Source organism: Rhizobium sp. Root483D2 (assembly GCF_001426685.1).
In the GTDB taxonomy this organism is placed as follows: Bacteria; Pseudomonadota; Alphaproteobacteria; order Rhizobiales; family Rhizobiaceae; genus Pararhizobium; species Pararhizobium qamdonense.
On record NZ_LMFB01000005.1, the window covers coordinates 334,809 to 357,122 of the forward strand.

General features: G+C 57.4%; 20 protein-coding genes. 8 read left to right on the plus strand and 12 right to left on the minus strand.

Annotated elements, in window-relative coordinates; genetic code table 11:
- Positions 1-92: 92 nt before the first annotated feature.
- The 4 genes from ASD32_RS05000 to ASD32_RS05015 form a co-directional block, all read right to left on the minus strand.
- Complete coding sequence (locus ASD32_RS05000) at positions 93-788, minus strand: response regulator transcription factor (RefSeq protein ID WP_244490101.1); 696 nt, start codon at positions 786-788, stop codon at positions 93-95.
- 713 nt (positions 789-1,501) lie between these two features.
- Positions 1,502-2,146: a class I SAM-dependent methyltransferase gene (locus ASD32_RS05005; RefSeq protein ID WP_060636842.1), complete on the minus strand. Its 645-nt coding sequence runs from the start codon at positions 2,144-2,146 to the stop codon at positions 1,502-1,504.
- Between the two features lie 28 nt (positions 2,147-2,174).
- Positions 2,175-3,038, minus strand: a complete 864-nt coding sequence (locus tag ASD32_RS05010) for a right-handed parallel beta-helix repeat-containing protein (protein WP_060636845.1) — start codon at positions 3,036-3,038, stop codon at positions 2,175-2,177.
- Positions 3,035-4,369, minus strand: a complete 1,335-nt coding sequence (locus ASD32_RS05015) for an O-antigen ligase family protein (protein ID WP_060636847.1) — start codon at positions 4,367-4,369, stop codon at positions 3,035-3,037. The genes ASD32_RS05010 and ASD32_RS05015 overlap by 4 nt, the downstream gene beginning before the upstream one ends.
- Positions 4,370-4,986: 617 nt before the next feature.
- Here ASD32_RS05015 and ASD32_RS05020 point away from each other — a divergent pair.
- Positions 4,987-5,895, plus strand: a complete 909-nt coding sequence (locus ASD32_RS05020; protein ID WP_060636849.1) for a glycosyltransferase family 2 protein — start codon at positions 4,987-4,989, stop codon at positions 5,893-5,895.
- Between the two features lie 42 nt (positions 5,896-5,937).
- On the opposite strand, the gene ASD32_RS05025 is transcribed toward ASD32_RS05020, so the two are convergent.
- Complete coding sequence (locus tag ASD32_RS05025) at positions 5,938-7,194, minus strand: glycosyltransferase family 4 protein (protein ID WP_060636851.1); 1,257 nt, start codon at positions 7,192-7,194, stop codon at positions 5,938-5,940.
- A 388-nt stretch (positions 7,195-7,582) separates the two neighbouring features.
- On the opposite strand from ASD32_RS05025, the gene ASD32_RS05030 reads away from it, so the two are divergent.
- The 6 genes from ASD32_RS05030 to ASD32_RS05055 are packed head-to-tail and all read left to right on the plus strand — an operon-like array spanning position 7,583 to position 13,098.
- Positions 7,583-8,086 carry an acyltransferase gene (locus ASD32_RS05030; protein ID WP_060636853.1) on the plus strand — a complete coding sequence of 168 codons (504 nt, stop codon included), beginning with the start codon at positions 7,583-7,585 and terminating at the stop codon, positions 8,084-8,086.
- Positions 8,086-9,123 carry a Gfo/Idh/MocA family oxidoreductase gene (locus tag ASD32_RS05035; protein WP_060636855.1) on the plus strand — a complete coding sequence of 346 codons (1,038 nt, stop codon included), beginning with the start codon at positions 8,086-8,088 and terminating at the stop codon, positions 9,121-9,123. Before ASD32_RS05030 ends, ASD32_RS05035 begins: the two co-directional genes overlap by 1 nt.
- Positions 9,120-10,226, plus strand: coding sequence for a DegT/DnrJ/EryC1/StrS family aminotransferase (locus ASD32_RS05040; RefSeq protein WP_060636857.1), 1,107 nt, complete (start codon positions 9,120-9,122; stop codon positions 10,224-10,226). Before ASD32_RS05035 ends, ASD32_RS05040 begins: the two co-directional genes overlap by 4 nt.
- A complete protein-coding gene (locus tag ASD32_RS05045; RefSeq protein WP_060636858.1) occupies positions 10,216-10,920 on the plus strand; it encodes an acyltransferase in 705 nt (234 codons plus the stop codon). The genes ASD32_RS05040 and ASD32_RS05045 overlap by 11 nt, the downstream gene beginning before the upstream one ends.
- Before the next feature lie 16 nt (positions 10,921-10,936).
- Positions 10,937-11,914, plus strand: a complete 978-nt coding sequence (locus ASD32_RS05050; RefSeq protein WP_060636860.1) for an NAD-dependent epimerase/dehydratase family protein — start codon at positions 10,937-10,939, stop codon at positions 11,912-11,914.
- The gene (locus ASD32_RS05055; protein ID WP_060636862.1) at positions 11,911-13,098 is read left to right on the plus strand and encodes a DegT/DnrJ/EryC1/StrS family aminotransferase; all 1,188 of its coding nucleotides are present in this window, start codon (positions 11,911-11,913) and stop codon (positions 13,096-13,098) included. Before ASD32_RS05050 ends, ASD32_RS05055 begins: the two co-directional genes overlap by 4 nt.
- Positions 13,099-13,206: 108 nt before the next feature.
- On the opposite strand, the gene ASD32_RS05060 is transcribed toward ASD32_RS05055, so the two are convergent.
- From ASD32_RS05060 to ASD32_RS05085, 6 genes are all read right to left on the minus strand, one after another.
- Positions 13,207-14,715, minus strand: coding sequence for an O-antigen translocase (locus tag ASD32_RS05060; protein WP_060636864.1), 1,509 nt, complete (start codon positions 14,713-14,715; stop codon positions 13,207-13,209).
- Between the two features lie 5 nt (positions 14,716-14,720).
- Positions 14,721-15,638, minus strand: coding sequence for a dTDP-4-dehydrorhamnose reductase (gene rfbD / locus ASD32_RS05065; protein ID WP_060636866.1), 918 nt, complete (start codon positions 15,636-15,638; stop codon positions 14,721-14,723).
- On the minus strand, positions 15,635-16,699 hold the full coding sequence (gene rfbB / locus ASD32_RS05070; RefSeq protein ID WP_060636868.1) for a dTDP-glucose 4,6-dehydratase: 1,065 nt from the start codon (positions 16,697-16,699) through the stop codon (positions 15,635-15,637). The genes rfbD and rfbB overlap by 4 nt, the downstream gene beginning before the upstream one ends.
- Positions 16,696-17,274, minus strand: coding sequence for a dTDP-4-dehydrorhamnose 3,5-epimerase (gene rfbC / locus ASD32_RS05075; RefSeq protein WP_060636870.1), 579 nt, complete (start codon positions 17,272-17,274; stop codon positions 16,696-16,698). Before rfbC ends, rfbB begins: the two co-directional genes overlap by 4 nt.
- Positions 17,271-18,149, minus strand: a complete 879-nt coding sequence (gene rfbA, locus ASD32_RS05080) for a glucose-1-phosphate thymidylyltransferase RfbA (RefSeq protein WP_060636872.1) — start codon at positions 18,147-18,149, stop codon at positions 17,271-17,273. Before rfbA ends, rfbC begins: the two co-directional genes overlap by 4 nt.
- Positions 18,150-18,234: 85 nt before the next feature.
- On the minus strand, positions 18,235-19,545 hold the full coding sequence (locus ASD32_RS05085) for an exopolysaccharide biosynthesis protein (protein ID WP_060636874.1): 1,311 nt from the start codon (positions 19,543-19,545) through the stop codon (positions 18,235-18,237).
- A 450-nt stretch (positions 19,546-19,995) separates the two neighbouring features.
- On the opposite strand from ASD32_RS05085, the gene ASD32_RS05090 reads away from it, so the two are divergent.
- On the plus strand, positions 19,996-20,739 hold the full coding sequence (locus ASD32_RS05090) for a response regulator transcription factor (protein ID WP_244490102.1): 744 nt from the start codon (positions 19,996-19,998) through the stop codon (positions 20,737-20,739).
- Positions 20,740-20,779: 40 nt separating this feature from the next.
- On the opposite strand, the gene ASD32_RS05095 is transcribed toward ASD32_RS05090, so the two are convergent.
- Entirely contained in the window at positions 20,780-22,096 is a 1,317-nt protein-coding gene (locus ASD32_RS05095; protein ID WP_200953563.1) for an MATE family efflux transporter, read from the minus strand.
- Between the last annotated feature and the right edge of the window lie 218 nt (positions 22,097-22,314).

Sequence of the window (22,314 nt, forward strand, 5' to 3'; positions counted from 1 at the left end):
AATATTTTTGGTGCTTTGCTAAGACCGAGATGAAAGAGACAAATCCGAACGACCTTTCGGAAAATGTACGCAGAACTTGAATCCGTTAAAAATTAATGCTCGCTTCCCTTCATGCCTTCGCTTGCCGGAGCCGAAGAAAGCGGGAAGAGATCCTTGATCTTGTAAGCAACTTCAGTCCGATTGGTCGCCTTGACCTTCTTCATGATATTGCGGATATGCACTTTGACGGTGCTTTCGCGCAAATTGAGTTCATAGGCGATGATCTTGTTGGCCTTGCCACGCCGTAGCGCCTCGACCACTTCGGCCTGCCGCTCGGTGAACATGCCGGCGAGTGGGCGGGCAGCTGGGCTTCCCGTTTCAAGCGCCTGGCGCATTGCAAAGACGCTGCTGGCCGGAACGAAGATGCCGCCGGCCATTGAAAGCGCAATGGCTTCGATACAGACGTCGATGCTGACGGACGAAGGGATATAGCCCTTCGCTCCACATTCGAGTGCCTTCATGATCTGCGGCAGATCGTCAGCATCTGCCAGAACAATGATGGGCGCTTCAAACGCTGCGGCGAGCCTGGTGATTTCTTCGGAAACACTCGGTTCGCCAATTTTCTTCCCGCCGATGTTCAAAAGAACGGCGGCGAGCTGCGGATAGTCATGCCGTTTGCGCTCCCATTCTTCCACCGAACCGAAGGCCAGCACATCCATGTCGATCTTGTGTGCGGATATGCAATAGGCAAGGCACTGCCGATCCAGCGCACGGTCGTCAATGATCAAAAGCGAACGCCCCCGCGGCATTTCGCCGGGCCTTTTATCATTTTGTGTGCTGAGAGGATCGGTTGCTATGGAATGGAAAAGATTACTCGAAATGTCCTTGCCGTTTGTCATCAATAGTGAATTCATACGTCTCTACTCCCTAAACGCACATGCACATACCCGGTCAACGCCAAGGTCGTAAAAAAAGCACGCGCCAGCCCCAGATTTACTAGAAACTCAACCTGTGATATACATTTGTTTAAATCAAAATATTTATTCGCAGTTACTTATATTACACGATGTAAATGACATTGCATAGTATTTGAATGAAGCCGTAAATTATTTGTTTTCCGTGATGAAGTGAAGGCACTACGAAGGCGCAACTGGATACCCTTTACGGATTAATAGCCAGTACCTTTTTAGGGGTAATTTGAGTGCTAAATGGTCCAGGCGGAGGACATCGCGGCGATTTACCATAATCTTCGTCACGAAAGAGATATAAAGTCTCCCTTTACGCTCCACAAAACAATAACTTTTAAATTATTTTAAATATTGCGCTTGTATATGCCGCATTGCGATACGTTCGAGTGGACACGCTGTGCCGTTCCGGAACGATGGACTCAGCCGGAAGCTGTAACGTTTGAGAGCTCAGCCGTCGCGCGCGCAGAATATGTCATTACCCGGCCCAGCGTTGCCGTGATGCGGATGCGCAACGAAATTTGGCGCGATATCGTGGCAGATTGTTCAGGGCGCTTTCACGCAGCCCCCGGCCCCCACCGGGCTGAATAGCTTTTCGAGAAAACAAACTTTTCGACATAGATATTACCAATCGGAAACAACGCCCTGACCTCGCTGTAGGACAAAAGGTTGATGCGGTCGATGTGATAACGGCGCGTTGCGACATCCAAGGCACCGTAGTCCTTCGACAATTTCAGCGCCACACGCCGCATGGGCGGAGCCAGCCAATGCAGGAATGGCAGCCGGAAATGCGGCTCGATCGGAAATTCCCACGCCGGCGTTTGTATCCAGCCGGACAGACCGACCCGCTGCATCTCTGATGCCATGGCGCTCATATCTGGCCAGGCGCCGACATGCTCGATCACCGAATTGGAATGAACCAGATCAACCGATTTATCCGCATAGCCCTTCAGGTCACGCGCATCGCCGATCTCGCTGGTAAAAAGATTGGACAGGCCGTGACGATCGATCTCGTTTTCATCGATATTGAGAAGCCGGATTTCACTGATGCGCTCATGCCCGACATTTTCCCAATAGTCCGGCCGGCCACCAACGTCCAGAATGGAGACCGGCCGTCCCAGATGGTCGGCAAGTTTCTCGATCTGACGTCTGAGAATGCGCCCGCGAGCGGTTCTGAAGCGGCTAATTGTTAGATCCTTCATGTTATCCGGCTCCCCGTGCGCGCCAATTTCATTGGTTCAACATTGTTTCAAGCGTGTCATCGATATTTCCGGACCAATCCGGAGTATTGTTGTTTATGGACGCGTATCCATAATGGCCTTTGCCCATCCTGTTATCCAGGAACGAGACATTGGATATCGTGCCGGCGCCGAACTGGCCGTCCGAATAGACCGTATAACCGCCGCCCAAGAGACGGTTTTTTTCGACACGCACGCGCGTTACCGGCCCGAAATAATTGCTCAGCATGATTGCCGACGTCTGCCCGTGAGGATTGACGATAGTGTTGCCTTTGATGACAACATCGGCGATCCCGCCATCCGTGGCAATTCCGTCAAAATGAGGACCGTCCCATTGCGACTGCAGGTCATGGATATAGTTGTTTTCGATAGTTATATTGGATGAGCCGGTAAGGTAGATACCGTCTTCCGTATGATGGATGTTGCAGTGACGGATTGAGACATTGTTGCCGGAAATGCTGATACCGCGAATACCGGGCGCAGCCTGGCCGTCGATATCGCAGTTCTCGACGGTCACGCCATCCGACCGGATGTCCAGCGCCGCCCAGCCCTTTGCCGAAATCCTGCAGTTTCGCAGCGTCACGTTCGGCGCGGTGATCGTGACTGTGCCTTGAAAATCCAGGCCGCTGACGGTCGCTCCAGCAACATCCAGAACGAAGTTTGTTGCGCGCGCGAGAGGTAGATTAGTGGGGACGCCGGTGCTTGCCTCATCCGGATAAACCGCGATCTTCGCCTCAACCACTGGCGACGCGTCCGCGATTGCTGCTTGCGCCAACGCGAGGGGCGCATGCTGCGCGACGCCTGCCGTAAGCAGCCAGGACATCGCAAGCCAGCGGGTTTTGGCCCTCTGTATCATGACGATTTCACGGTTGTTCTGAGTGAGCTTCTCGGGGTGACCTTCGAGCTTTGACCCGCATCGCTGTCAATATCCTGCATCCAGGATACGCTGCCCAGATAGAACATGATCAGCAGGTAGGGCGCGTTCCAGAAATGAACCGTCCATCCCACCGTGAAGACACCGACCATCGAAATCAGATAGGCCGTCCGGTAGTCGTTTTGCTGGTCGCTCAAGCCTTTTTTCAAGGCGGTGCTGAGGAAAACCCATGCGAAAATCAGGAACATCAGGATGCCCGCAATATATCCGAAACGCACGAAATTGATGAGCCAGAACATATCGATGCTCGGCTCCATCCATTCCGGCCGCTGATATTCGTTGTGACCGATGCCGAAGATCGGGTGATTGAAGACGGAAAGCCAGCCGTAGTGCCAGATGCGAATGCGGTCCCACCCGGTATCCTGGCTGAAGGCAAAGTAGTGAACGTAGAATTCAAAGAAGGATTGGTTCGAAACAAGCGAAACCGCCGTGTAGAGCGATGCAAAGAATGCCGCAAGGACATGCCAGCGATAGCGAAAGCCGCGCAGAAACCATCCCCAGGACATCAAGAGAGCCTGCACCACCAAGGCGCTCAACGGACCTGACGACATCGAAAGAAGCGTGGCCAGAAAGACCAGAATGGAACGGCCCCATCGGCGCATCGGCGAAACATCGCGCCCAAGAACCTTGTGCACGAGGGCAAACACGCTTGTGCAAAATACGCCATATAGGATGGGATGATCGAACACCGACTGTACGCGACGCAGCCCCCATCGCGGTGCCATGAAATAATCGATCTGGGTGGGCAAAACCGATCGGAACATGTTGAGAGCGATGTTCGATCCTGTCACCGATTCATAAAGCGATAGTGGCAGAAGCAGCAGGATGATCAGAAAGATGGCTTTGACCATTCCATAAAATTGCCCCTCGTTTCTGATCATGACGCGCGCCAGAAAATAGGCGCCCATCGTCTCGATCGCCATCATGCCGCCGGATTGAAAAGACGTTGCCAGATCGTGCACAACAGCCAGACTGACCGAGCACCAAAGGCAAAACAAAATCACCAGAATATCCGGCGTCCTGATCCGCCCGGCCTTACCGCTCATCCACATGACCAGACAGGGGAGGATCGTGGCGATCAAGATGAAGCGGGAAACGGACAGGCGCAACGCGCCGAGCTCGATGATCCAGGGGATAATCAAGCTGAACAGAAAGAGACCCGCCACCCAAGGCAGTTTGTCCCGGATTGCCGTCTGTGTTGCTGTGCGCCCCTCGATCGCCTGGATGGCGAAGGCCCGGTTGGGCGTGGGCACTTGGGCTGGCCTGGTAATGGACCCAGGACGCCGGCGCTGTTGAGGGTATTCGCCCTCCCGTCTTGCGGCACCATGCATGGGCATCAAGAGTGCACCCGGCTTGACGGCTTAGACCAACGCGGAAATACCGGCGTCATAGCACTGGGATAGCCGGGGTTCACTTTGGAAACACGGTCTGGTCTGCCATAGGCCGCAATCGGTCGGAGTTTACACACGATTTCTCTCCAGTCCGGATCGCCACAAAGCGGGAAACCCGTTTCACGTCAGAGCTTGCCGAAATCCGGGCGCGATATGAACCTGGTTTTTGGTCGAGAGGGGGGTGTGGATTTTGCCGGAGTGCATACCTCTTACGCCGCGATGCGGCCGGATGATCGCTGACCTCTTCATCTGCAGGCTATGACAGCCTCCTCCAAATGATGGAGCTTGACTGATGGCGTGGCGCTTCGCCTCACCTCTTGGCGCACGGCTTATGAATAAAGCTAAATTGTGCTTGCTGCTCCGGTCCCGTACGCCAGAGGAGTTGGATCGCAGTCGCTTGCCGATGCCAAAACCAAGGCAGTTGCGCAGACATGCGCACGCACTGACTGTCATTGTTGCTCGTGTGGAATGTTCATTTGATGACGATATCCGTTATTCTACCCACCTATAATAGAAGCGGCAGCCTGGTCGCAGCGATTAACAGCGTCATCACCCAGTCCCATCAGGATCTGGAGTTGATCGTGGTCGATGATGCCTCGACGGAGGACATCGAAAGCGTGGTGCGTGGCTTCAGTGATCGCCGCATCCGCTATGTCAGGCGTGTTCGAAACGGCGGAGCAGCTGCCGCGCGCAACACCGGCCTTTGCCATGCGAAAGGCGAGTATATCGCGTTCCAGGACAGCGACGACCTGTGGTTGCCCGGCAAACTGCAAAAGCAGTTCGCACTGTTTTCCGCGATCCCCGGCGATGTCGGCGCCGTCATCGGCGCAAAGATCGTCTATGGGCGCGACAACCAGCGGAATTATGGCTCCGGCCGGGTGGCTTACGATCCTCCTCCGGAAGGGCGCCTGTCACTGGAGGAGGATCAGCTTGGCCGGCTCCTCACCCGCAACCGGATCAGTCTGCAAAACGCCCTGTTTCGAAAGAACTGCTTTCCCTATGCCGAATGGTTTGATGTCTGCGCCCGGGCCAATGAAGACTGGGACTTTGCCATCCGCCTGGCCCAGCACACGTCGATCTATGAAGACGTCGAACCGGTCGTGCTCGGCTTCATTTCGCGTGACAGCATCTCGATCAACCGCCGCCGCGAAATCATCGGCCTGCTTCGAATCCTGAAGAAAAACCGGGCCGTGCTTTGCAATCGCAGCGAACAGAAGTCCTTGATGCTGATCGATGTCGCGCGCTATTTTTACACAGCGGGAAAGCGAAAAAGCGCGATGAAATTTCTCACCGCCGCTCTGAGAACCTATCCCCGCCATATGCAGTTGATCGGCTCCATCATGGTCGGGAAATTATTCAAGAGCCGCCCACAGCGGCCCGTCGCCTGATAGACATCCAGCGAAACTGTTTTCGGAAAAAAGTTGATTCTGCTACACCAAGCTCCCGGCGGATGCTGGCGGCCAAAGGCCTGAGCGTGCGGCGGAGAGAATTGCAGATTCACGGTCCCTTTTGCGGCGTTTGCGGCCGGGATCGTGATTGGCATATTCCAGCATGAGGGCCAGCCGCGCCGAGCGCATGGCCTCAGACAGATTTCGCTGCGGCGGATTGGCCAGAACCTGCCGGTAAATGTCCAGCTGCACGCCAATGGCGCGTTGCAAGCTGAAGCGCTCCGTGACGGCGCGTCTGCCGAAGGTGCCAAGCTCGGTCCGCCTGGTGGCATCGACAACGAGGTCTTCGATCTGGCGCGCAAGCAGCTGCGCGCCGGGTTTTTTGTCGCCCAATCCGTAAAAGCCCTGTTTCAAGAACAGATCATAGGTTTTTGGTTCGAATATTTCAGAGAAAGCATCCTCGCCTTGAACGATCAACGGACGGCCGATCGCCAGCGCCCGCAATGCCGAGCTTCCCATTCCAACAACGAGATCGGCGCCAGCATAGGCGGGCCGCGGGTCCATATCCGCTCCGGGAAGGTTTATAACCTCTCTTCCATGCCGGGCATTGACCGCCTGTGCCCGCATCTCCAATGCGGCGCGCGCGGGCCCGTCCCCCACCAGGATGAGTTTCAACGGATATGAGCCCGCAAGAAGATCGACCGCGTCAATGGCGCGAACCAATGCGTCCAGTTTCAGATCAAGCGCGAGACGCGAAACGCTGACGATCAGAAACTCCTCGTCCGAGACCTCATGCCGGCGCCGGAAGGTGGTTGCGTCAATATCCGGATTGTCGCGCTCGACATCGATAGGCGGTTCGATCACCCAGACGCCGCTTTTTTGAACCTTGCGGGCCTGCTCGCCGAGATCCGCAGTGCCCATGATCAGCGGCACGGATGCCGGAACGTAAGGCATCACATCCATGCTTAACACTGTGCACAACAAGGGCACGTTCAGGCAAAGCGAGGCGCCGTAATAGGCATCCAGGCAGCTCGGCCATTCATAGGCATGAATGAGATCGATCCGGTTTTGACGGGCAATGGTTGCGAGCTGCGCTATCCGCGAGGGCGCGGGGCGATAGTGGAGAGTTCGGGCCGGAATGTATGTCAGTCCACGCTCTGTAATGTAGTCAACCAGCGGGCCGGGAATGCCGTAGACCGAGACATCGTGACCTGCAGCGGCGGCACCGGCTGCAAGGTCGATTGCGTTGATCTGACTGCCACCGATCGAAAGATCATGCGGATATACGAGAAGACGCATCGTTTCCCTCTGTCTTTAATGTTTATCCAGCCGAACGTCCTCGCTCAAAAGCCCGGCGTACGGAGCCGCAGTAAGCGCACTGGTACGATGGCAGAGTTGCGTGGATGGTATGATCCCGCAAGCTCCCCCTTTGAGTGACGCGCCCATGACAGGGTGCAGATGATCGCCAGCATCCGCATTCGGAAGCAGCACCGCGCCTTGTATGGCTACGCCTTTCGAAGTGCGGATTACCGCATTTTGTTTTCTTTACTCGCCGGTCGAAACCCACTCTTCTGAAGACCGGAGAATTCAAAACAACGTGACCTTTGATGATTGTTATCGCGATGAAAATCGCCGCATCGAGATCATTTGAATTCAGTCTTGTTTCGCGATTTGGGGTCTTCGCAGCATGATCGCATCGAGTGTCATTTTGGAAGATGGGGTGGTCATTCACCATCCCGACCTGGTCAATCTCTATGGCTGCAAAGTGGGAGCGGGTTCCCGCATCGGCACATTCGTGGAAATCCAGAAGAACGCGGTCATCGGCCGCAACTGCAAGGTTTCGAGCCACTCCTTCATCTGCGAAGGCGTGGAGATCGAAGACGGCGTTTTCATTGGCCATGGGGTGATGTTCACCAACGATCCCCACCCGCGCGCCGTCAATGCAGATGGAGAATTGCTGACCGACGGCGAATGGGATGTCGTTCCCACATTGGTCAAACGCCAGGCCGCAATCGGCAGCAACGCGACAATCCTTCCCGGCGTGACGATCGGGACCGGCGCCGTCGTCGGCGCTGGCGCCGTGGTGACAAGAGATGTCCCCGACTGGGTGATTGTCGCAGGCGTTCCAGCTCAAATTATCGGTTGCGCGCAGGGCGCACCGGCCGAAATTCCTTTGTCCAGGAGAGTATAATGATCGGCATAGCGGTAATTGGCTACGGCTATTGGGGCCCAAATCTTGTCAGGAACATAGCGGAAGTGCCCAACGCACAGATTCTCTATGTTTGCGATCTTATGCCGGAGCGGTTGGCGACCGTCAAAGCGCGCTATCCAGCCGTGGAAATCACCAGCGACTTCGAACAGGTGCTGCGCGATCCCCGCGTTCATGCGGTGGCCATCGCAACGCCGGTTTCGACCCATTTCAAACTGGCGATGAAAGCCATGATGGCCGGCAAGCACGTCTTTGTCGAAAAGCCGATGGCCTCGACGGTGGATGAAGCGCGCCGCATGGTTGATGAGGCCGCCCGCCGGCGTCTCGTCCTCGCCGTGGATCACACATTCGTGCATACGGGCGCTGTCCGCAAGATGCGCGAAGTCGTCGAAAATGGGCTCGGCGACATGTATTACTACGATTCCGTCCGGGTCAATCTCGGCCTGTTCCAGCATGATGTCAGCGTCATCTGGGACCTTGCCGTCCACGATCTCTCCATCATGGATTACGTGCTGCAGGAAAAACCCGTTGCCGTGTCCGCGACCGGCATGAGCCATGTCGCCGGCGAACCGGAAAACATCGCCTATCTCAATCTGTTTTTCGAAAGCAAGCTGATCGCTCATATCCACGTCAATTGGCTGGCACCCGTCAAGGTTCGCCGCACATTGATCGGCGGCAGCAACAAGATGATTGTCTACGACGACCTTGAGCCCAGCGAAAAGATCAAGATCTACGACAAGGGCATCACACTGAACGGCAATCCGCAACGCAATGGCGAGAAGGTCTACCAGATGCTGGTCGGCTACCGCACGGGCGACATGTACGCGCCGCAGCTCGATATGACCGAGGCGCTTGGCCGTGAACTCAAGCAGTTCGTCGATTGTGTGGAAAAGAACGAGCAGCCGATCGTCGATGGCCATGCCGGTTTGCGCGTTGTCCGCATCCTTGAAGCGGCAACCCAATCTCTGCAGCAGCGCGGCCGCGTGGTTGAACTCGAACAGGCGAGGCTAATCGCATGATCCCGTTCCTTGATCTCAAAGCGCAATATGCATCGATCAAGGATGAGATCGACGCTGCCGTCCTCGGTGTTCTCGCCTCGGCACAATATGTTCTGGGGCCGGAAGTCGCCCAGTTCGAGGAGGAATTTGCGGCTTATTCCGACGCGAAACACGCGGTGGCCGTCAACACCGGGACCAGTGCGCTGCATCTGGCGTTGCTGGCAGCAGATGTCGGCCCCGGTGATGAAGTCATCACCGTTCCGTTCACCTTCGTCGCCACGGTATCGGCGATCTGCTATGCCGGCGCATTGCCCGTGTTCGTCGATGTCGAACCGATGACGCTCACCATGGATCCCGCCAAGCTTGAAGCCGCGATCACGCCGCGCACGAAGGCAATCGTTCCGGTTCATCTCTACGGCCAGATGGCCGATATGGACGCAATCATGGCCATTGCAAACCGCCATGGTATTGCTGTCATCGAAGATGCCTGCCAGGCGCATGGTGCGGAATATAAGGGCCGCCGCGCCGGCAGCATTGGCGCTTCCGGCTGCTTCAGCTTCTACCCCGGCAAAAACCTCGGCGCCTGCGGCGAAGGCGGCATCGTCGTCACCAACAATGATGCACATGCCAAGACCATGCGGATGCTGCGCGACTGGGGCCAGGAGCGCCGCTACCATCATCTGGTCAAAGGCTTCAACTATCGCATGGACGGCATCCAAGGGGCGATCCTGCGCGTCAAGCTCCGGCATCTCGACGCCTGGACCGCTGCACGCCGCACGCATGCATCCCGCTATTCGTCACTGCTTTCCAATCTGGATACCGTGGAGACACCCGTCGAAGTCGCCTATCGCCGCCATGTCTATCATGTTTATGCGGTCCGCTGCCGGGACCGGGACGGTCTCCACCGTGCGTTGGAAGCGGAGGGCATCCAGTCCGGCCTGCATTACCCCATCCCGGTACATCTGCAAAAGGCACATGAAGACCTCGGCTACAAACCGGGTGGCTTTCCGGTATCCGAGGCCGCATCCCGCACGGTTCTGTCCTTGCCGATCTATCCTGAAATGACCGCAAGACAGGTGGAACAGGTCGTGGCAGCCCTGGAGCAAGACGCCTATGTCAGCTGACATCACCTCCATGGCCCGGATCGTCCAATCGGTGCATGGGCGCCGCGAAATCCCGCAGGATCCCGGATTTCAGCTGGATATGGCCGCTGAACTCAAACGAACCTATGGCGCCGCAGGCCTCATCGAGCTCTATGGCCGCTTTTCAACGGGTGATGGCTATGTCGATGCCTTGATGCGCAAGGCGATCTGGCAGGCCGCTACGCGCCAATGCGGGGCCGGGCTTCAGATCGGAAGTGGCGCCGTCTTCAAACATCCGGAGACCTTCGAGATCGGCAGCGGCGTTTTCATCGGCGCGCAGGCCAATATTCAGGGCCGCTACGACGGCAGATGCGTGATCGGCGACAATGTCTGGATCGGCCCGCAGGCGTTTCTCGACGCGCGTGACCTGGTGATCGAGGACCATGTCGGCTGGGGGCCCGGCGCCAAGCTGCTTGGGTCAAGCCACACAGCCAATCCGATCGACGTACCGATCATTCGAACGGATCTCGAAATCAAGCCAGTGCGTATCGGCGCATGGGCCGACATCGGCACCAATGCGACGATCCTTCCGGGCGTGACAATCGGCAAGGGCGCAATCGTTGGCGCTGGAGCAGTCGTCGTCTCTGACGTCGCTCCCTTCTCGATCGTCGCCGGGGTCCCGGCAAAGTTTCTCCGTTGGCGTAGCGATAGCGACACCACGACAGCCACATCCTGAACGTTGGGAGCAGATCATGAAAGACAAGCGGATCCTTATTACCGGCGGAGCCGGCCTCGTCGGCTCGCATATTGCCGATCTCGTGGCGCGCGAGCAGCCGCGCGAAATCCTGATCTTTGATAATTTCGTGCGTGGCCGCCGGGAAAATTTGGCAGAGTCACAGGCGGTCTTTCCGCTGACCGTCATCGAAGGAGATATCCGCGACCGCGCTTTGCTGGCAAAGCATTTCAAAGGCGTCGATATCGTCTTCCATCAGGCAGCAATCCGGATCACGCAATGCGCCGAAGACCCCCGGCTCGCATTTGAAGTCTTGGCGGAGGGAACGTTCAATGTTCTCGAAGCGGCCGTTGAGGCAAAGGTAGGAAAAGTGATCGCCGCCTCCTCCGCCTCCGTTCTGGGTCTAGCCGAAAGTTTCCCGACGACCGAGGAACATCACTCCTACAACAACCGGACCATCTACGGCGCCGCCAAGGCGTTCAACGAAGGACTGTTGCGCAGCTTTGCCGAAATGTACGGCCTGGACTATGTCGCGCTGCGGTACTTCAACGTCTACGGTCCGCGCATGGATGTTTATGGTGCCTATACAGAGGTGCTGATCCGCTGGATGGAACGGATATCAGCGGGCTTGCCGCCGATCATCAATGGTGATGGCAGCCAAACCATGGATTTCGTCCATATTCACGATATCGCGCGGGCCAATATGCTTGCCGCAAAGTCGGGCATCACCGACGAGGTCTTCAACGTTGCGAGCGGTGAAGAGACCAGCCTGCTTGAGCTTGCCAAGCTCTTGACGAGCGTGATGAACGCGTCACTGGAGCCGCAACATCAGGAAGCGCGCAAAGTGAACGCCGTGACGCGGAGGCTTGCCGACACGAACAAGGCCGAGCGTCTTTTGGGATTTAAAGCCCAGGTGTCGCTGGAAGACGGCCTGCGCGGTCTTGTCGACTGGTGGCGCCAGGAACGGGTGCTGGAAGTGGGAGGGCGCGCCGCATGAGCCCGGTCCATCCCCAGATCCCCGTTGCCAAGCCCCTGCTCGATGAAAGGGAGGTGGAGGCGGTCCGCCGCGTCGTGTTATCCGGCTGGGTGACGCAAGGTCCGGAGGTTGCCGCGTTTGAAAGCGAATTCGCAGCCTTCGTCCAGGCCGATCATGCCTGCGCAGTTTCAAACTGCACGACGGCCTTGCATCTGGCGTTGAAGGCCGTTGGTGTTGGCCCCGGAGACGAGGTCATTACCGTCAGCCATACGTTCATCGCAACGGCGAATGCCATCCGCTATCTGGGCGGCATTCCGGTCTTTGTCGATATCGAAGCCAATGGCTTCAATATCGACCCTCAGCTGATCCAGACGGAAATTACCTCTCGGACCAAAGCGATTCTGTGCGTGCATCAGCTCGGCATGCCCTGCGACCTTGCAACGATCGTTGAGATCGGCAGAAGCAATGGCATTCCGGTCATCGAGGACGCAGCCTGCGCAACGGGGAGTGAAATCCTCATCGATGGCCAGTGGGAAAAAATTGGCCGGCCGCGGGGCGATATTGCCTGTTTTTCGTTTCATCCCCGCAAGGTCGTCACGACTGGCGATGGCGGCATGCTGACGACAGCCAATGCCGAATATGACCGCAAGTTCCGGCTGTGGCGGCAACACGGCATGAGCGTGCCCGATACGATCCGCCATGGATCGCGCCAGGTCATCTATGAGGGCTATCCGGAGCTCGGCTATAACTATCGCATGACCGATCTTCAGGCCGCGATGGGCAGGGTGCAACTCACCCGGCTGCCGGAACTGATATCGCGGCGGCGTCATCTGGCCGATCTCTACCGGCAGGAACTTCGCAACATCACCTGGCTTGAGACACCCGTTGAGCCATCCTGGGCCCGCAGCAACTGGCAGAGCTATTGCGTCATGCTTCCGCCATGGCTTGACCAGCGCGAGACGATGCAGGTGTTGCTGGACCAGGGTATTTCGACCCGGCGCGGCATCATGAACATTCATCGCGAAGACGCTTATGCCGATAAGACGACACATCGGGTTGCTGCAGGCCAGCTCGCGCGAAGTGTGGCGGCGCAGGAAGGGGCGATCATTCTCCCCCTGTTTGCGCAGATGACCGACGAAGAGGTGCTTCTTGTCACCGAGACGCTTCGCAATCTGTGCCTTGCGCCGCAGAGAGCGACCGCATAAATTCTACTTAGTCCAATACCCTAACTGCAAACAGGAGGCGCAGACTTTGCGTCTCCTGTTTGCGTTTATCGCGATGGCTTGCTTTCCGTCGAGCCGTATTCTTGCCCTTCAAGCGACTCTCAGAACCCATCGTCTGACTGGACGTGGAAGCTGCTCCGGCGGCAAAAGCCCGATCAGCATTTTCAAGGAATACAGCCCGCTCAGCAGCACGGCGAGAGAGCCGAAGGCCGTCGCTTGCCAGAAGGGGAGAAAAAGCGTTGCGCAGAACACCAGCGCCGACGAGACGATGAAGATCAGTCCGATTTTTAGATTGGCGGGAGACCAGCGGAAACCTGTGAGTTTGCGCGCGAAGAAGTAGATGAGGATGCTGTGCCAGAGGTAGAGCCCGAAAAATGCAGCCGCAGAACCGACGAGGCCGAACTCGGCCACCAGCAACCAGGCGAGACCGATATGCACCACGGTCGCGGCAATTTCCGTCCAGAAGAAGATCGCCTGTTCGCCCTTTGCCAGCACGATGAAGCCCATGGGCCAGGCAATGATGCGCAGGAGCATGCCAAGGCAGATCCAGCGCAAGAGGTCTGCAGCACCATAGAACTCCGGAGAATAGAACAGCCGCATGACGAGAGGCGCAAAGGTTAGCGTTGCCAGCACGCCCGGACCGGCAAGCAGAATGCTGACCTGGGCCTGTTCGTTGACCAGACGGTTACAAGCGGTGTGATCGCCGGCAATCGCCGTCAGGCGCGGATAGAAGTCGGTGCCCATCGCCTGCAGGATGAAGCCGGCATAAAGGCTGCCGAGTGCCCAAGCGGACTGATACAGCCCTGCCGCAACAATGCCGCCGTGCTGCAGCACGATGATGCGCACGATATAGGCGGTTGCAAGGGTGAGCAATCCACTGGCCATAAAGACGAGCCCGAGTTTCAACAGCCCGCCCAGTTCCTGCCTAAACTGCGGCGGGGACACTTTGCCGGCGCTTTGCGGCATCTTGCGGCTGTACCACCATGAGATCAGCAAGGTCACGGCAGCGATCGCAACGAGCGACGGCGCCACGCCTTCAAAGCCGAAAAAGTAGACCAGAGGGATGGTGACCACCGTCGCAAACACTGCCGTCAGCAGATTGATGCGGGCAAGCACCGAGATTTCCCGCATGCCTTGAATCTTCGCCGTCTGTCCAGCCGAAGCGAGCCGGAAGAAAATCGCCAGCGAGAGGAATGCGACGCTGGCGGCATGCTGATGATCACCAAAGGTGAGATGCGCGACGGGAAATGCCAGACATGCCAGCAACAGCGTGCCGGCAATACCAAGGACGATCGAGATACGCTGCAGAATGAAGGCCGTCCGGGCAATCTTTTCGGCATCGCCCGTTCCGACCGCCTCGGCAATCTGACGCACGCCGCTGGACTGAACACCGAGGCCTGCAACAGCCTGGGCGATATCGGCGATCGAACTGTAGATCGCCATCAACCCGACGCCCTCGGGCCCGAGAATGACCGCCATCGCCTTGTTGCGGATGATCGAGAACGCAACGGTGATCAGCGACGACCCGCCGATCAAGGCTGTCGATTTGAGGATCTGCGTGTAGGTCTGTCCTTCGGACGGTGTCGCGCGCGCATTCATGAATTTCAAGCCTTATGTGCGCCGTGCAGCGGCGAAGAGAAGTTGGGATAGTCCCTGTCGATGATGCGCCGGACAACGGTTTCCACGCTGGCTTGCCAGCTTGGTGCACGCCAGCCGAACACCCTTTCGAACTTGTCGGTCGAAAGACAGGAATTTGCCGGGCGTCTGGCCCTGGTACGGTAATCGCTGGACAGAATGTCTTCGACGTCGGCATAGGGGCCGCCATGGGCCCGGCTGATGTCAAACACATGCCGGGCAAAACCCGACCAGTTTGTCTCGCCTGTTCCGGTAAAGTGATAAATGCCGGTATTGTATCTGGCGGGGTAGGTTGCGATCAGAAGAATCGCTGTTGCGAGGTCGAGAGCCGAGGTCGGATTTCCCCACTGATCGGAAACGACACCGACGCTCTCCCGCTCCGTGGCAATGCGCAGCATGGTTTTCACAAAATTAGCCCCGAACGGACTGTAGACCCAGCTCGTCCGCAGGATGACATGGCGCGGATTGACGCTGGCCACCGCACGCTCGCTGCGCAACTTGGAGTATCCGTAAACAGTTTTCGGTTCGGCCTCGTCATCCTCCAGATAAGGGTAGGGATCGGTTCCGGAAAACACGTAGTCGGTGGAAAGATGAATGATCGGCACACGCAAAACGGCGGCGGCCTCGGCGACCGCCGCCGCCCCCATGACGTTGATAGCATAAGCCAGATTGCGTTCGTCCTCGGCACGGTCAACCGCAGTATAAGCGGCGGACGATACGACGACGTCAGGCTTGGCTGCAAGAATTGCCTGTCTGACCGAGGACGGGTCGGCGAGATCGAAATCCGGCCGGCCAACGGCGACCAGTTCGATATCCTCCATGGCGGCGGCGGCCTCGACAAGGCTGGTGACCACCTGCCCTTTCGTGCCGGTCACCAGGATTTTCATTGCACGGCAGCCAATCTGCCAAGCCGGGCACCAGCATAAGCGCCATCCCGGATCGGCCTCCACCACCATTCATTGTCGAGATACCAGGCAATGGTCTGCGAAAGTCCTGTCTCAAAACTCTCCTGCGGCTTCCAACCCAGCTCGCTTTCGATTTTCGTTGTATCCATCGCATAACGGCGATCGTGACCGGGCCTGTCGGCCACGAAACAGATGAGATCATGGTAGCTTTTTTGATTGCGGCGGGGCTTCGCGCTGTCCAGAATATCGCAGATCGCCTGAACGACCGCGAGATTGGAACGCTCGCAGCTTCCGCCGATATTGTAGCTTTCGCCGATGGTGCCCTGGCTTGCGATCAGCGCAAGCGCGCGTGCATGATCTTCGACATAGAGCCAGTCACGCACATTCATTCCCGCGCCATAGACCGGCAAGGGCTTCTCGTTGAGCGCATTCAGAATAACCAGCGGAATGAGTTTTTCCGGAAAATGATAGGGCCCGTAATTGTTCGAGCAATTGGACATGACGATCGGCAGGCCGAAAGTGTGATGCCAAGCGCGAACCAGATGATCCGACGCCGCCTTCGACGCGGAATAGGGGGATGACGGCGCGTAAGGTGTCTGCTCGTTGAAAGTGCTGTCGTCGAACGGCAGATCGCCAAAGACTTCATCTGTGGAAACATGATGGAAGCGGAATTGCCGTTGCGCGGCTTCAGACAGCTGGCGCCAGTATTTCAACGATGCCTGAAGAAGCCGGAAGGTGCCGACAATGTTGGTTTCAATGAATTGGGCCGGTCCATCGATCGACCGGTCGACATGCGTTTCAGCTGCCAGATGAATGACGCGGTCGATCCTCTCCCGCCTCATCAGCTCGCCAAGCGCGGCTTCATTGCAGATATCGGCGTTGACGAAGCGGTAGTTCGCTCGGGTTTCGACGGATCGCAGAGAGGCCAGATTGCCGGCATAGGTGAGTTTATCGACATTGATGACGGTCTCGCCGATCTCGACGAGATGCCGGCACAGGGCCGAACCAATGAAACCTGCACCACCCGTAACGAGGATGTTCATAGCGCATTCTCCTCAGCCATGTCGAAAACCTCTGCTGTATCAAGGGACTGCGCCATGCGATCGTTGTCGGAGAGTTGAAATGCCGAAGCATTCATCGGCCAGATAATCCCGATATCTGGGTCGTCATAGCGTATCGAGCGGCTGTGGCTGGCTGAGTAGGGACTGGTGACCTTGTAGACCACCTCCGTGTCCGGCTCGAGCGTCAGAAAACCATGTGCGAACCCCTTGGGCACGAGCACCTGGTTCCATTTGGAGGCAGAAATGCGCAGGGCTGTCCACTGCGCAAAACTGGGAGAACCGCGCCGGATATCGACGACGACGTCAAAGATGGAGCCCTTGACCACCCGGACCAGCTTGTCCTGCGCATAGGGCGGAAGTTGGTAATGCAGCCCGCGCAGCACCCCTGGCGCAATCGAGCGGGAATGATTGTCCTGGACAAAGTCGAGCTTCACGCCGCTGTCGCTCAGCAATTGCGCGTTCCATGTTTCGGAAAAGAATCCCCGGTCGTCTTGAAACTTCGGTGGCAGGATTTCCAAGACACCGTCCAGCCCCAGCGATTTGATCTGGAGGCTCATGCTGCATATTCCTCTACGCGCCGGCGCAGATAGGCCGCATAGGCGGTCTTGCCGAGCAGGCATGCACGCCGCAGGACCTCTTCCGGCTGAAGCCAACCCATATCCAGAGCAATTTCCTCCGGGCAGGCGATCTGGATCCCCTGCCGCCGTTCGACCGTTCGCACAAACGAGGAGGCATCCTGCAGGCTGTCATAGGTACCGGTATCGAGCCAGGCATAGCCACGTCCGAGCTGGCAGACATGCAGATCGCCCCGCTCGAGATAGATATTGTTGACGGTGGTGATCTCGAGCTCGCCCCGATCGGATGGCCTGATGGAAGAGGCGATGTCGATGACATCATTGTCGTAAAAATACAGTCCGGTCACGGCCCAGTTGGATTTCGGCTGCGCCGGTTTTTCTTCGATCGTCATGGCTTTGCCGGTCGATTTGTCGAAGCTGACGACACCGTAGCGCTCGGGATCCTCGACATGATAGGCAAAGACCGAAGCGCCCTTTTCCCGTGCCGTCGCCTGCCTGCAAATATTGGGAAGTCCATGCCCGAAGAAGATATTGTCGCCGAGGATCATCGCGACATTGTCCTTGCCGATGAAGTCGCGGCCAATGATGAAAGCTTCTGCCAGCCCATTCGGATGGGGCTGTTCGGCATAAGACAGGCTCAGTCCGAAATCGGACCCATCGCCAAACAGCTCCTGGAAACAGGGGAGGTCGCGCGGCGTGGAAATGATGAGAATTTCGCGGATGCCGGCCAGCATCAAGACGCTCAAGGGGTAAAAAATCATGGGTTTGTCGTAGATTGGCAGCATCTGTTTCGATACCGCGATCGTCAGAGGGTAGAGACGCGTGCCGCTACCCCCGGCAAGTATGATCCCCTTCATAGCGTATGCCTTGCTTTCTCTGTTCCGTTGCCCCGAGCGGTTCGATCCGCCCCGCCACCTGCTACCGCCTTAAACGTGTCCGTCCTCACTGACTTGCCTGTTCCGATTGGGTTTCCGCATCCACCGGGGAAACCATGGCGTCAGCCGGGGCCACAGGCGCTTTGCGGCTGACCCGCACGACATCGCCTGGCTGCAGGACCGTGGAATCCAATGCCGGTATCTCGCGGATGGATTGGCCTTCCTGCCGTGTCACGCTGAAAGCCAGGGTCGCTCCACCCGCCTCGGCCGGCGAACCGGCATCTCCCGACAAAGCCTCCAGCAGAAGCTTCTGCGTCGTGTCCCGCTTTAGATTTTGCTGGTCGAGGCTTGCCTGTTCCAATTGGAGTTCGACGGCCACTTCCGTGCGCTGCTTGTCGTAGAGACCATCGAGGCTGCGCGTTGTCTCAGCGATATTCTGGCGCGCCCGCATGATGGCGGTTACAAGGTCAAGCCGGTTGCCGTGATAGCTGCGCAATGTGCGCTCGAGGTCGGACTGGCGCGATGGCAGCGCGATGCCGCGCTCGACCATGCTTTTGACATTGGTCAGTTCTTTTTGGACGGACACGATGTCCTCGTCCGTGCTGGAAATCTTCTTTTCAATCGTGGCGATTTCGGATGTGAGAAGATCGCGCAGCTCGGCATAGGATTTCGACTGGCGATCCATGTCATTGCGGCGAGCGGCGTAGATGATTTTTTCCTGCTCGAATATGGCCGCAGCGATCCCGTGGCCGTCTTGCATGTCCGGCTCCAGGCGCATTTCCATGCCATCCGACATTTCAGCCTGAAGACGGGCGATTTTGATTTTGCTGCGCAGGATCGCGTTGCCGATCTCCTGCAACTGGCCGACATAACCCGTTTTATCAAAGCTCCCCGTTGACCCATTCGACGGCCTGAATTCCCCGCCGCTCATCGCCACCGATTGCAGGACCGTCAGCCCCGGATGAAACCCGTATTCGCCAGGCTTGTTCACGTCACCGATAACGTAGATCGGCGGCCGCTCCAGAATTTCGATGGTCGCCTCGGGTGTCTGCACCAGTCCGATTTTGGTCTTCAGTTGCCTGGCGATTTCTGCAGCCAGACCCGCGCCATCAAGACCCCCAACGGAAACCGTGCCGATAATCGGAAGCGACACCGTTTTCGCCTGCGAAATCATGAATTCGCCGCCGAGCGCGTCCCACCTCTCATAAACGCCCTTGGAGGGCATCCATTGAACGACCGTCAGGCGAATTTTTGTTTGTGGCTGGAATTGATCATCCCCCGCGAGAACGGGCGAAAAAGCGCCGCCCGAAACGCTGAGGGCGACTGCGGCAAACAGTGTACGCAATGCGCTTTCGTGACGCCGGAATGAAACAAGCAACGTATGTCTCCAAGCTGGAAGTGCCAAACTGCCCCATCGCGGGTTGAGCTTCAGTGTGCCCATTGCATCGAGATTGAGAAGGGGAAGAGCGGCGGCTTTGCTTCATCAATATGGGTGAGAATGCGATGCGGCGTCCGCCGAGAATATGACGGCCTCTATATCGATTGATGCAGACCAATCCGAAGGCGGAGCGGGGTGGTGGAGGCTTAAAGATTAAAGCAGAAACCTACCGCCGCTTGGGTGCCCCGCCGGCTACCCTCCCTGTCCGTTTGGATGAGGGATGATGCGGCCATATCTTCGCACGCATCGAACGTCGATGCTCCCGTCTCAGCCGTTTTGCGCCGTCGCGGCTGTTCCCATCGTCAGCTACAGTCTGGATCGAACGCATGGATTCCGTTCGGACTTTGGCCGTTATCTGGCTTGGGCGTGCGCAGAGTGATGGGTACAGACATGATGCTGTTGGACGGGAATGAACATGACGCTGCGGGGGCCAGCAGACGCGTTGGACCACAACGGGTCATTTTGATCCTGGCAAACAGCGGGAGCATATCGCCATCTCTGATCGATGCTCTGGAGCGCGAATTCCCTTGGATACGGGTCGAGCAGGTCGATACGATCGACACCGCATGTGCGGTCTTCTCCTATCCGGTCGCACTCATCCTGGTCGATAGAGCCTTGATGAGGAAAGCCGAGGCCGAGGCCTCCGAACTCATGCGCATGCATCCGCATGCGTTAACCGCAGTGATCGAGCCCTATGACAAGGTCTTGGTGACATCGATCAGCGACGTCGTCAGGTCTCCGCTTATTCGAAGCGTTTTGCCGATGGATCTCAGGCTCGATGTCTGGCTGTCGATCATGCGGTTGCTGCTCTGTGGCGCTGAGTATTTGCCCCCCGCGCTGATCCATGAGGCAAAACTCCGCGACCAGAAAGCACATGCATATTCAGACAACGGCACGGCCAGGACCGCTAACGTCAATATGGCGTCGCTCACCACACGGGAATCGCAAATCTTGGGCATGGTTTCGCATGGTCTGCAAAATAAGCTGATCGCTGCGGAATGCGGTTTGTCGGAGCATACCGTCAAGATTCACCTGCACCACATCATCCGGAAATTGGGTGTTCACAACAGGACAGAGGCCGCAGCGCGGTTTCGCAACCTCCATGACGGCAGCCGCGCGATGAACGAGAATTAGAGCGCTCCATTTGCCGGCGCCCTAAAGCTCGAACGGCAGGCTATCCGTCGATAAAGCCCCGCCGTTTCAGGCTTATGCCCAATGTTGCGGCTCTGGCAAACATCAGCACCATCATAGCCATCCACAGTCCATGATTGCCGAAGAATTGCTGCAACACATAGGCCGCCACAAGGAAGATGACCGTCGAAACAAACATGCTGTTGCGCAATTCCCGGGTTCGCATTGCGCCGATAAAAACCCCGTCGAGCATATAGCTGGTGACCGAAACGAGCGGCAGGACGACGAGATACGGAAGGAAGACGGTGGCAACGGCCCGCACATCCTCCTGATTGGTGAGGAGCGCGATGATCGATGGGCCGGCAAATGCATAACACAGCGAAAACAGAAGTGCGACCAATCCCGACCACAGAAAGGCTGCTTTGATCACGCGGGCAAGCGCGTCCTTGCGCTTTGCACCGATGACCGAGCCGACAAGGGTTTCGGTGGCGTGGGCAAAACCATCCAGACCGTAGGATGTGAAACCGTGCAGATTGAGAAGAATGGCATTGGCCGCCAGAATAGCGTCACCTTCCGCAGCCCCGCTGCGGGCAAACCAGCCAAAGCAGATCAGCAGAAACAGGCTGCGCAAAAAGATGTCGCGGTTGACGGCGATGAGACGCTGGAACGCCAGCCTGTCCAGGAGATCCCTCAACGCCAGCGCCGGGCGTGCGCCAAACGGCTTGACGATCACAAGCCCCGCGATCAAGGCAATCCACTCCGCAAGCGCTGTGCCGGCACCAATACCGGCAACGCCCCAGTCGAACACAAAAACCAGCGTCAATGTCGCAACGAGATTGATGACGTTGAGTGCGATCTGCAGGGCGAGCGAAATCATCACCCGCTGGCATCCGAGGAGATAGCCGAGAAGGACGAAATTTCCAAGCGCGGCAGGGGCGGACCAGATACGGGCAAAGGCGTAGGCCGAAGCGCTTTCATAGACCGCCGCGCTGCCGCCGAGGAATCCCAATCCAAGCTCGACGATCGGCTTTTGCAGGATGATGATGATCGCTCCGCCGGTTGCGGCAATCAAAAGTGCCCGGAGCAGATGCAGGCGCATCAGCGCACCATCTTGCGCACCCCAAGCCTGGGAAACGAGGCCGGTCGTTGCCATTCGCAGGAAGCTGAAACTCCAGAACAGGAAGTTGAACAGCACCCCGGCAAGCGCGACACCGCCGAGATAGGAGGAGCCCGGCAAATGCCCGGCCACCATCGTATCGACCAGGGACAGGATCGGCTGCGCCAGATTGGCCAGAATAATGGGAAGCGCCAGCATCACCATCCGGCGGTTCCAGTTTTCCCTCATATCTACAGGCTGCAAGCTACTCATAATCTGCTAGGCCACGCGCGGGAGGACAGTGCACCGGTCTGAAATGACATTCTATCGTTCCCGCAATCAGTTGTTTCAAGTTAGCCCAGTCTGCACGCCTTGACCTGCCTTACCAATCCATGACCACCTTGCCGGAATTGCCGGAGCGCATGGCCTCGAACCCCTCGCGGAAATCGTCGATGCCGATGCGGTGGGTGATGATGGGGGTG

Bases quoted from the DNA above. Each gene is read 5' to 3' on its own strand.
- ASD32_RS05000 (WP_244490101.1), bottom strand. From the start codon at position 788: ATGCCGCGGGGGCGTTCGCTTTTGATCATTGACGACCGTGCGCTGGAT.
- ASD32_RS05005 (WP_060636842.1), bottom strand. From the start codon at position 2,146: ATGAAGGATCTAACAATTAGCCGCTTCAGAACCGCTCGCGGGCGCATT.
- ASD32_RS05010 (WP_060636845.1), bottom strand. From the start codon at position 3,038: ATGATACAGAGGGCCAAAACCCGCTGGCTTGCGATGTCCTGGCTGCTT.
- ASD32_RS05020 (WP_060636849.1), top strand. From the start codon at position 4,987: ATGACGATATCCGTTATTCTACCCACCTATAATAGAAGCGGCAGCCTG.
- ASD32_RS05025 (WP_060636851.1), bottom strand. From the start codon at position 7,194: ATGCGTCTTCTCGTATATCCGCATGATCTTTCGATCGGTGGCAGTCAG.
- ASD32_RS05030 (WP_060636853.1), top strand. From the start codon at position 7,583: ATGATCGCATCGAGTGTCATTTTGGAAGATGGGGTGGTCATTCACCAT.
- ASD32_RS05035 (WP_060636855.1), top strand. From the start codon at position 8,086: ATGATCGGCATAGCGGTAATTGGCTACGGCTATTGGGGCCCAAATCTT.
- ASD32_RS05040 (WP_060636857.1), top strand. From the start codon at position 9,120: ATGATCCCGTTCCTTGATCTCAAAGCGCAATATGCATCGATCAAGGAT.
- ASD32_RS05045 (WP_060636858.1), top strand. From the start codon at position 10,216: ATGTCAGCTGACATCACCTCCATGGCCCGGATCGTCCAATCGGTGCAT.
- ASD32_RS05050 (WP_060636860.1), top strand. From the start codon at position 10,937: ATGAAAGACAAGCGGATCCTTATTACCGGCGGAGCCGGCCTCGTCGGC.
- ASD32_RS05055 (WP_060636862.1), top strand. From the start codon at position 11,911: ATGAGCCCGGTCCATCCCCAGATCCCCGTTGCCAAGCCCCTGCTCGAT.
- ASD32_RS05060 (WP_060636864.1), bottom strand. From the start codon at position 14,715: ATGAATGCGCGCGCGACACCGTCCGAAGGACAGACCTACACGCAGATC.
- rfbD (WP_060636866.1), bottom strand. From the start codon at position 15,638: ATGAAAATCCTGGTGACCGGCACGAAAGGGCAGGTGGTCACCAGCCTT.
- rfbB (WP_060636868.1), bottom strand. From the start codon at position 16,699: ATGAACATCCTCGTTACGGGTGGTGCAGGTTTCATTGGTTCGGCCCTG.
- rfbC (WP_060636870.1), bottom strand. From the start codon at position 17,274: ATGAGCCTCCAGATCAAATCGCTGGGGCTGGACGGTGTCTTGGAAATC.
- rfbA (WP_060636872.1), bottom strand. From the start codon at position 18,149: ATGAAGGGGATCATACTTGCCGGGGGTAGCGGCACGCGTCTCTACCCT.
- ASD32_RS05090 (WP_244490102.1), top strand. From the start codon at position 19,996: ATGATGCTGTTGGACGGGAATGAACATGACGCTGCGGGGGCCAGCAGA.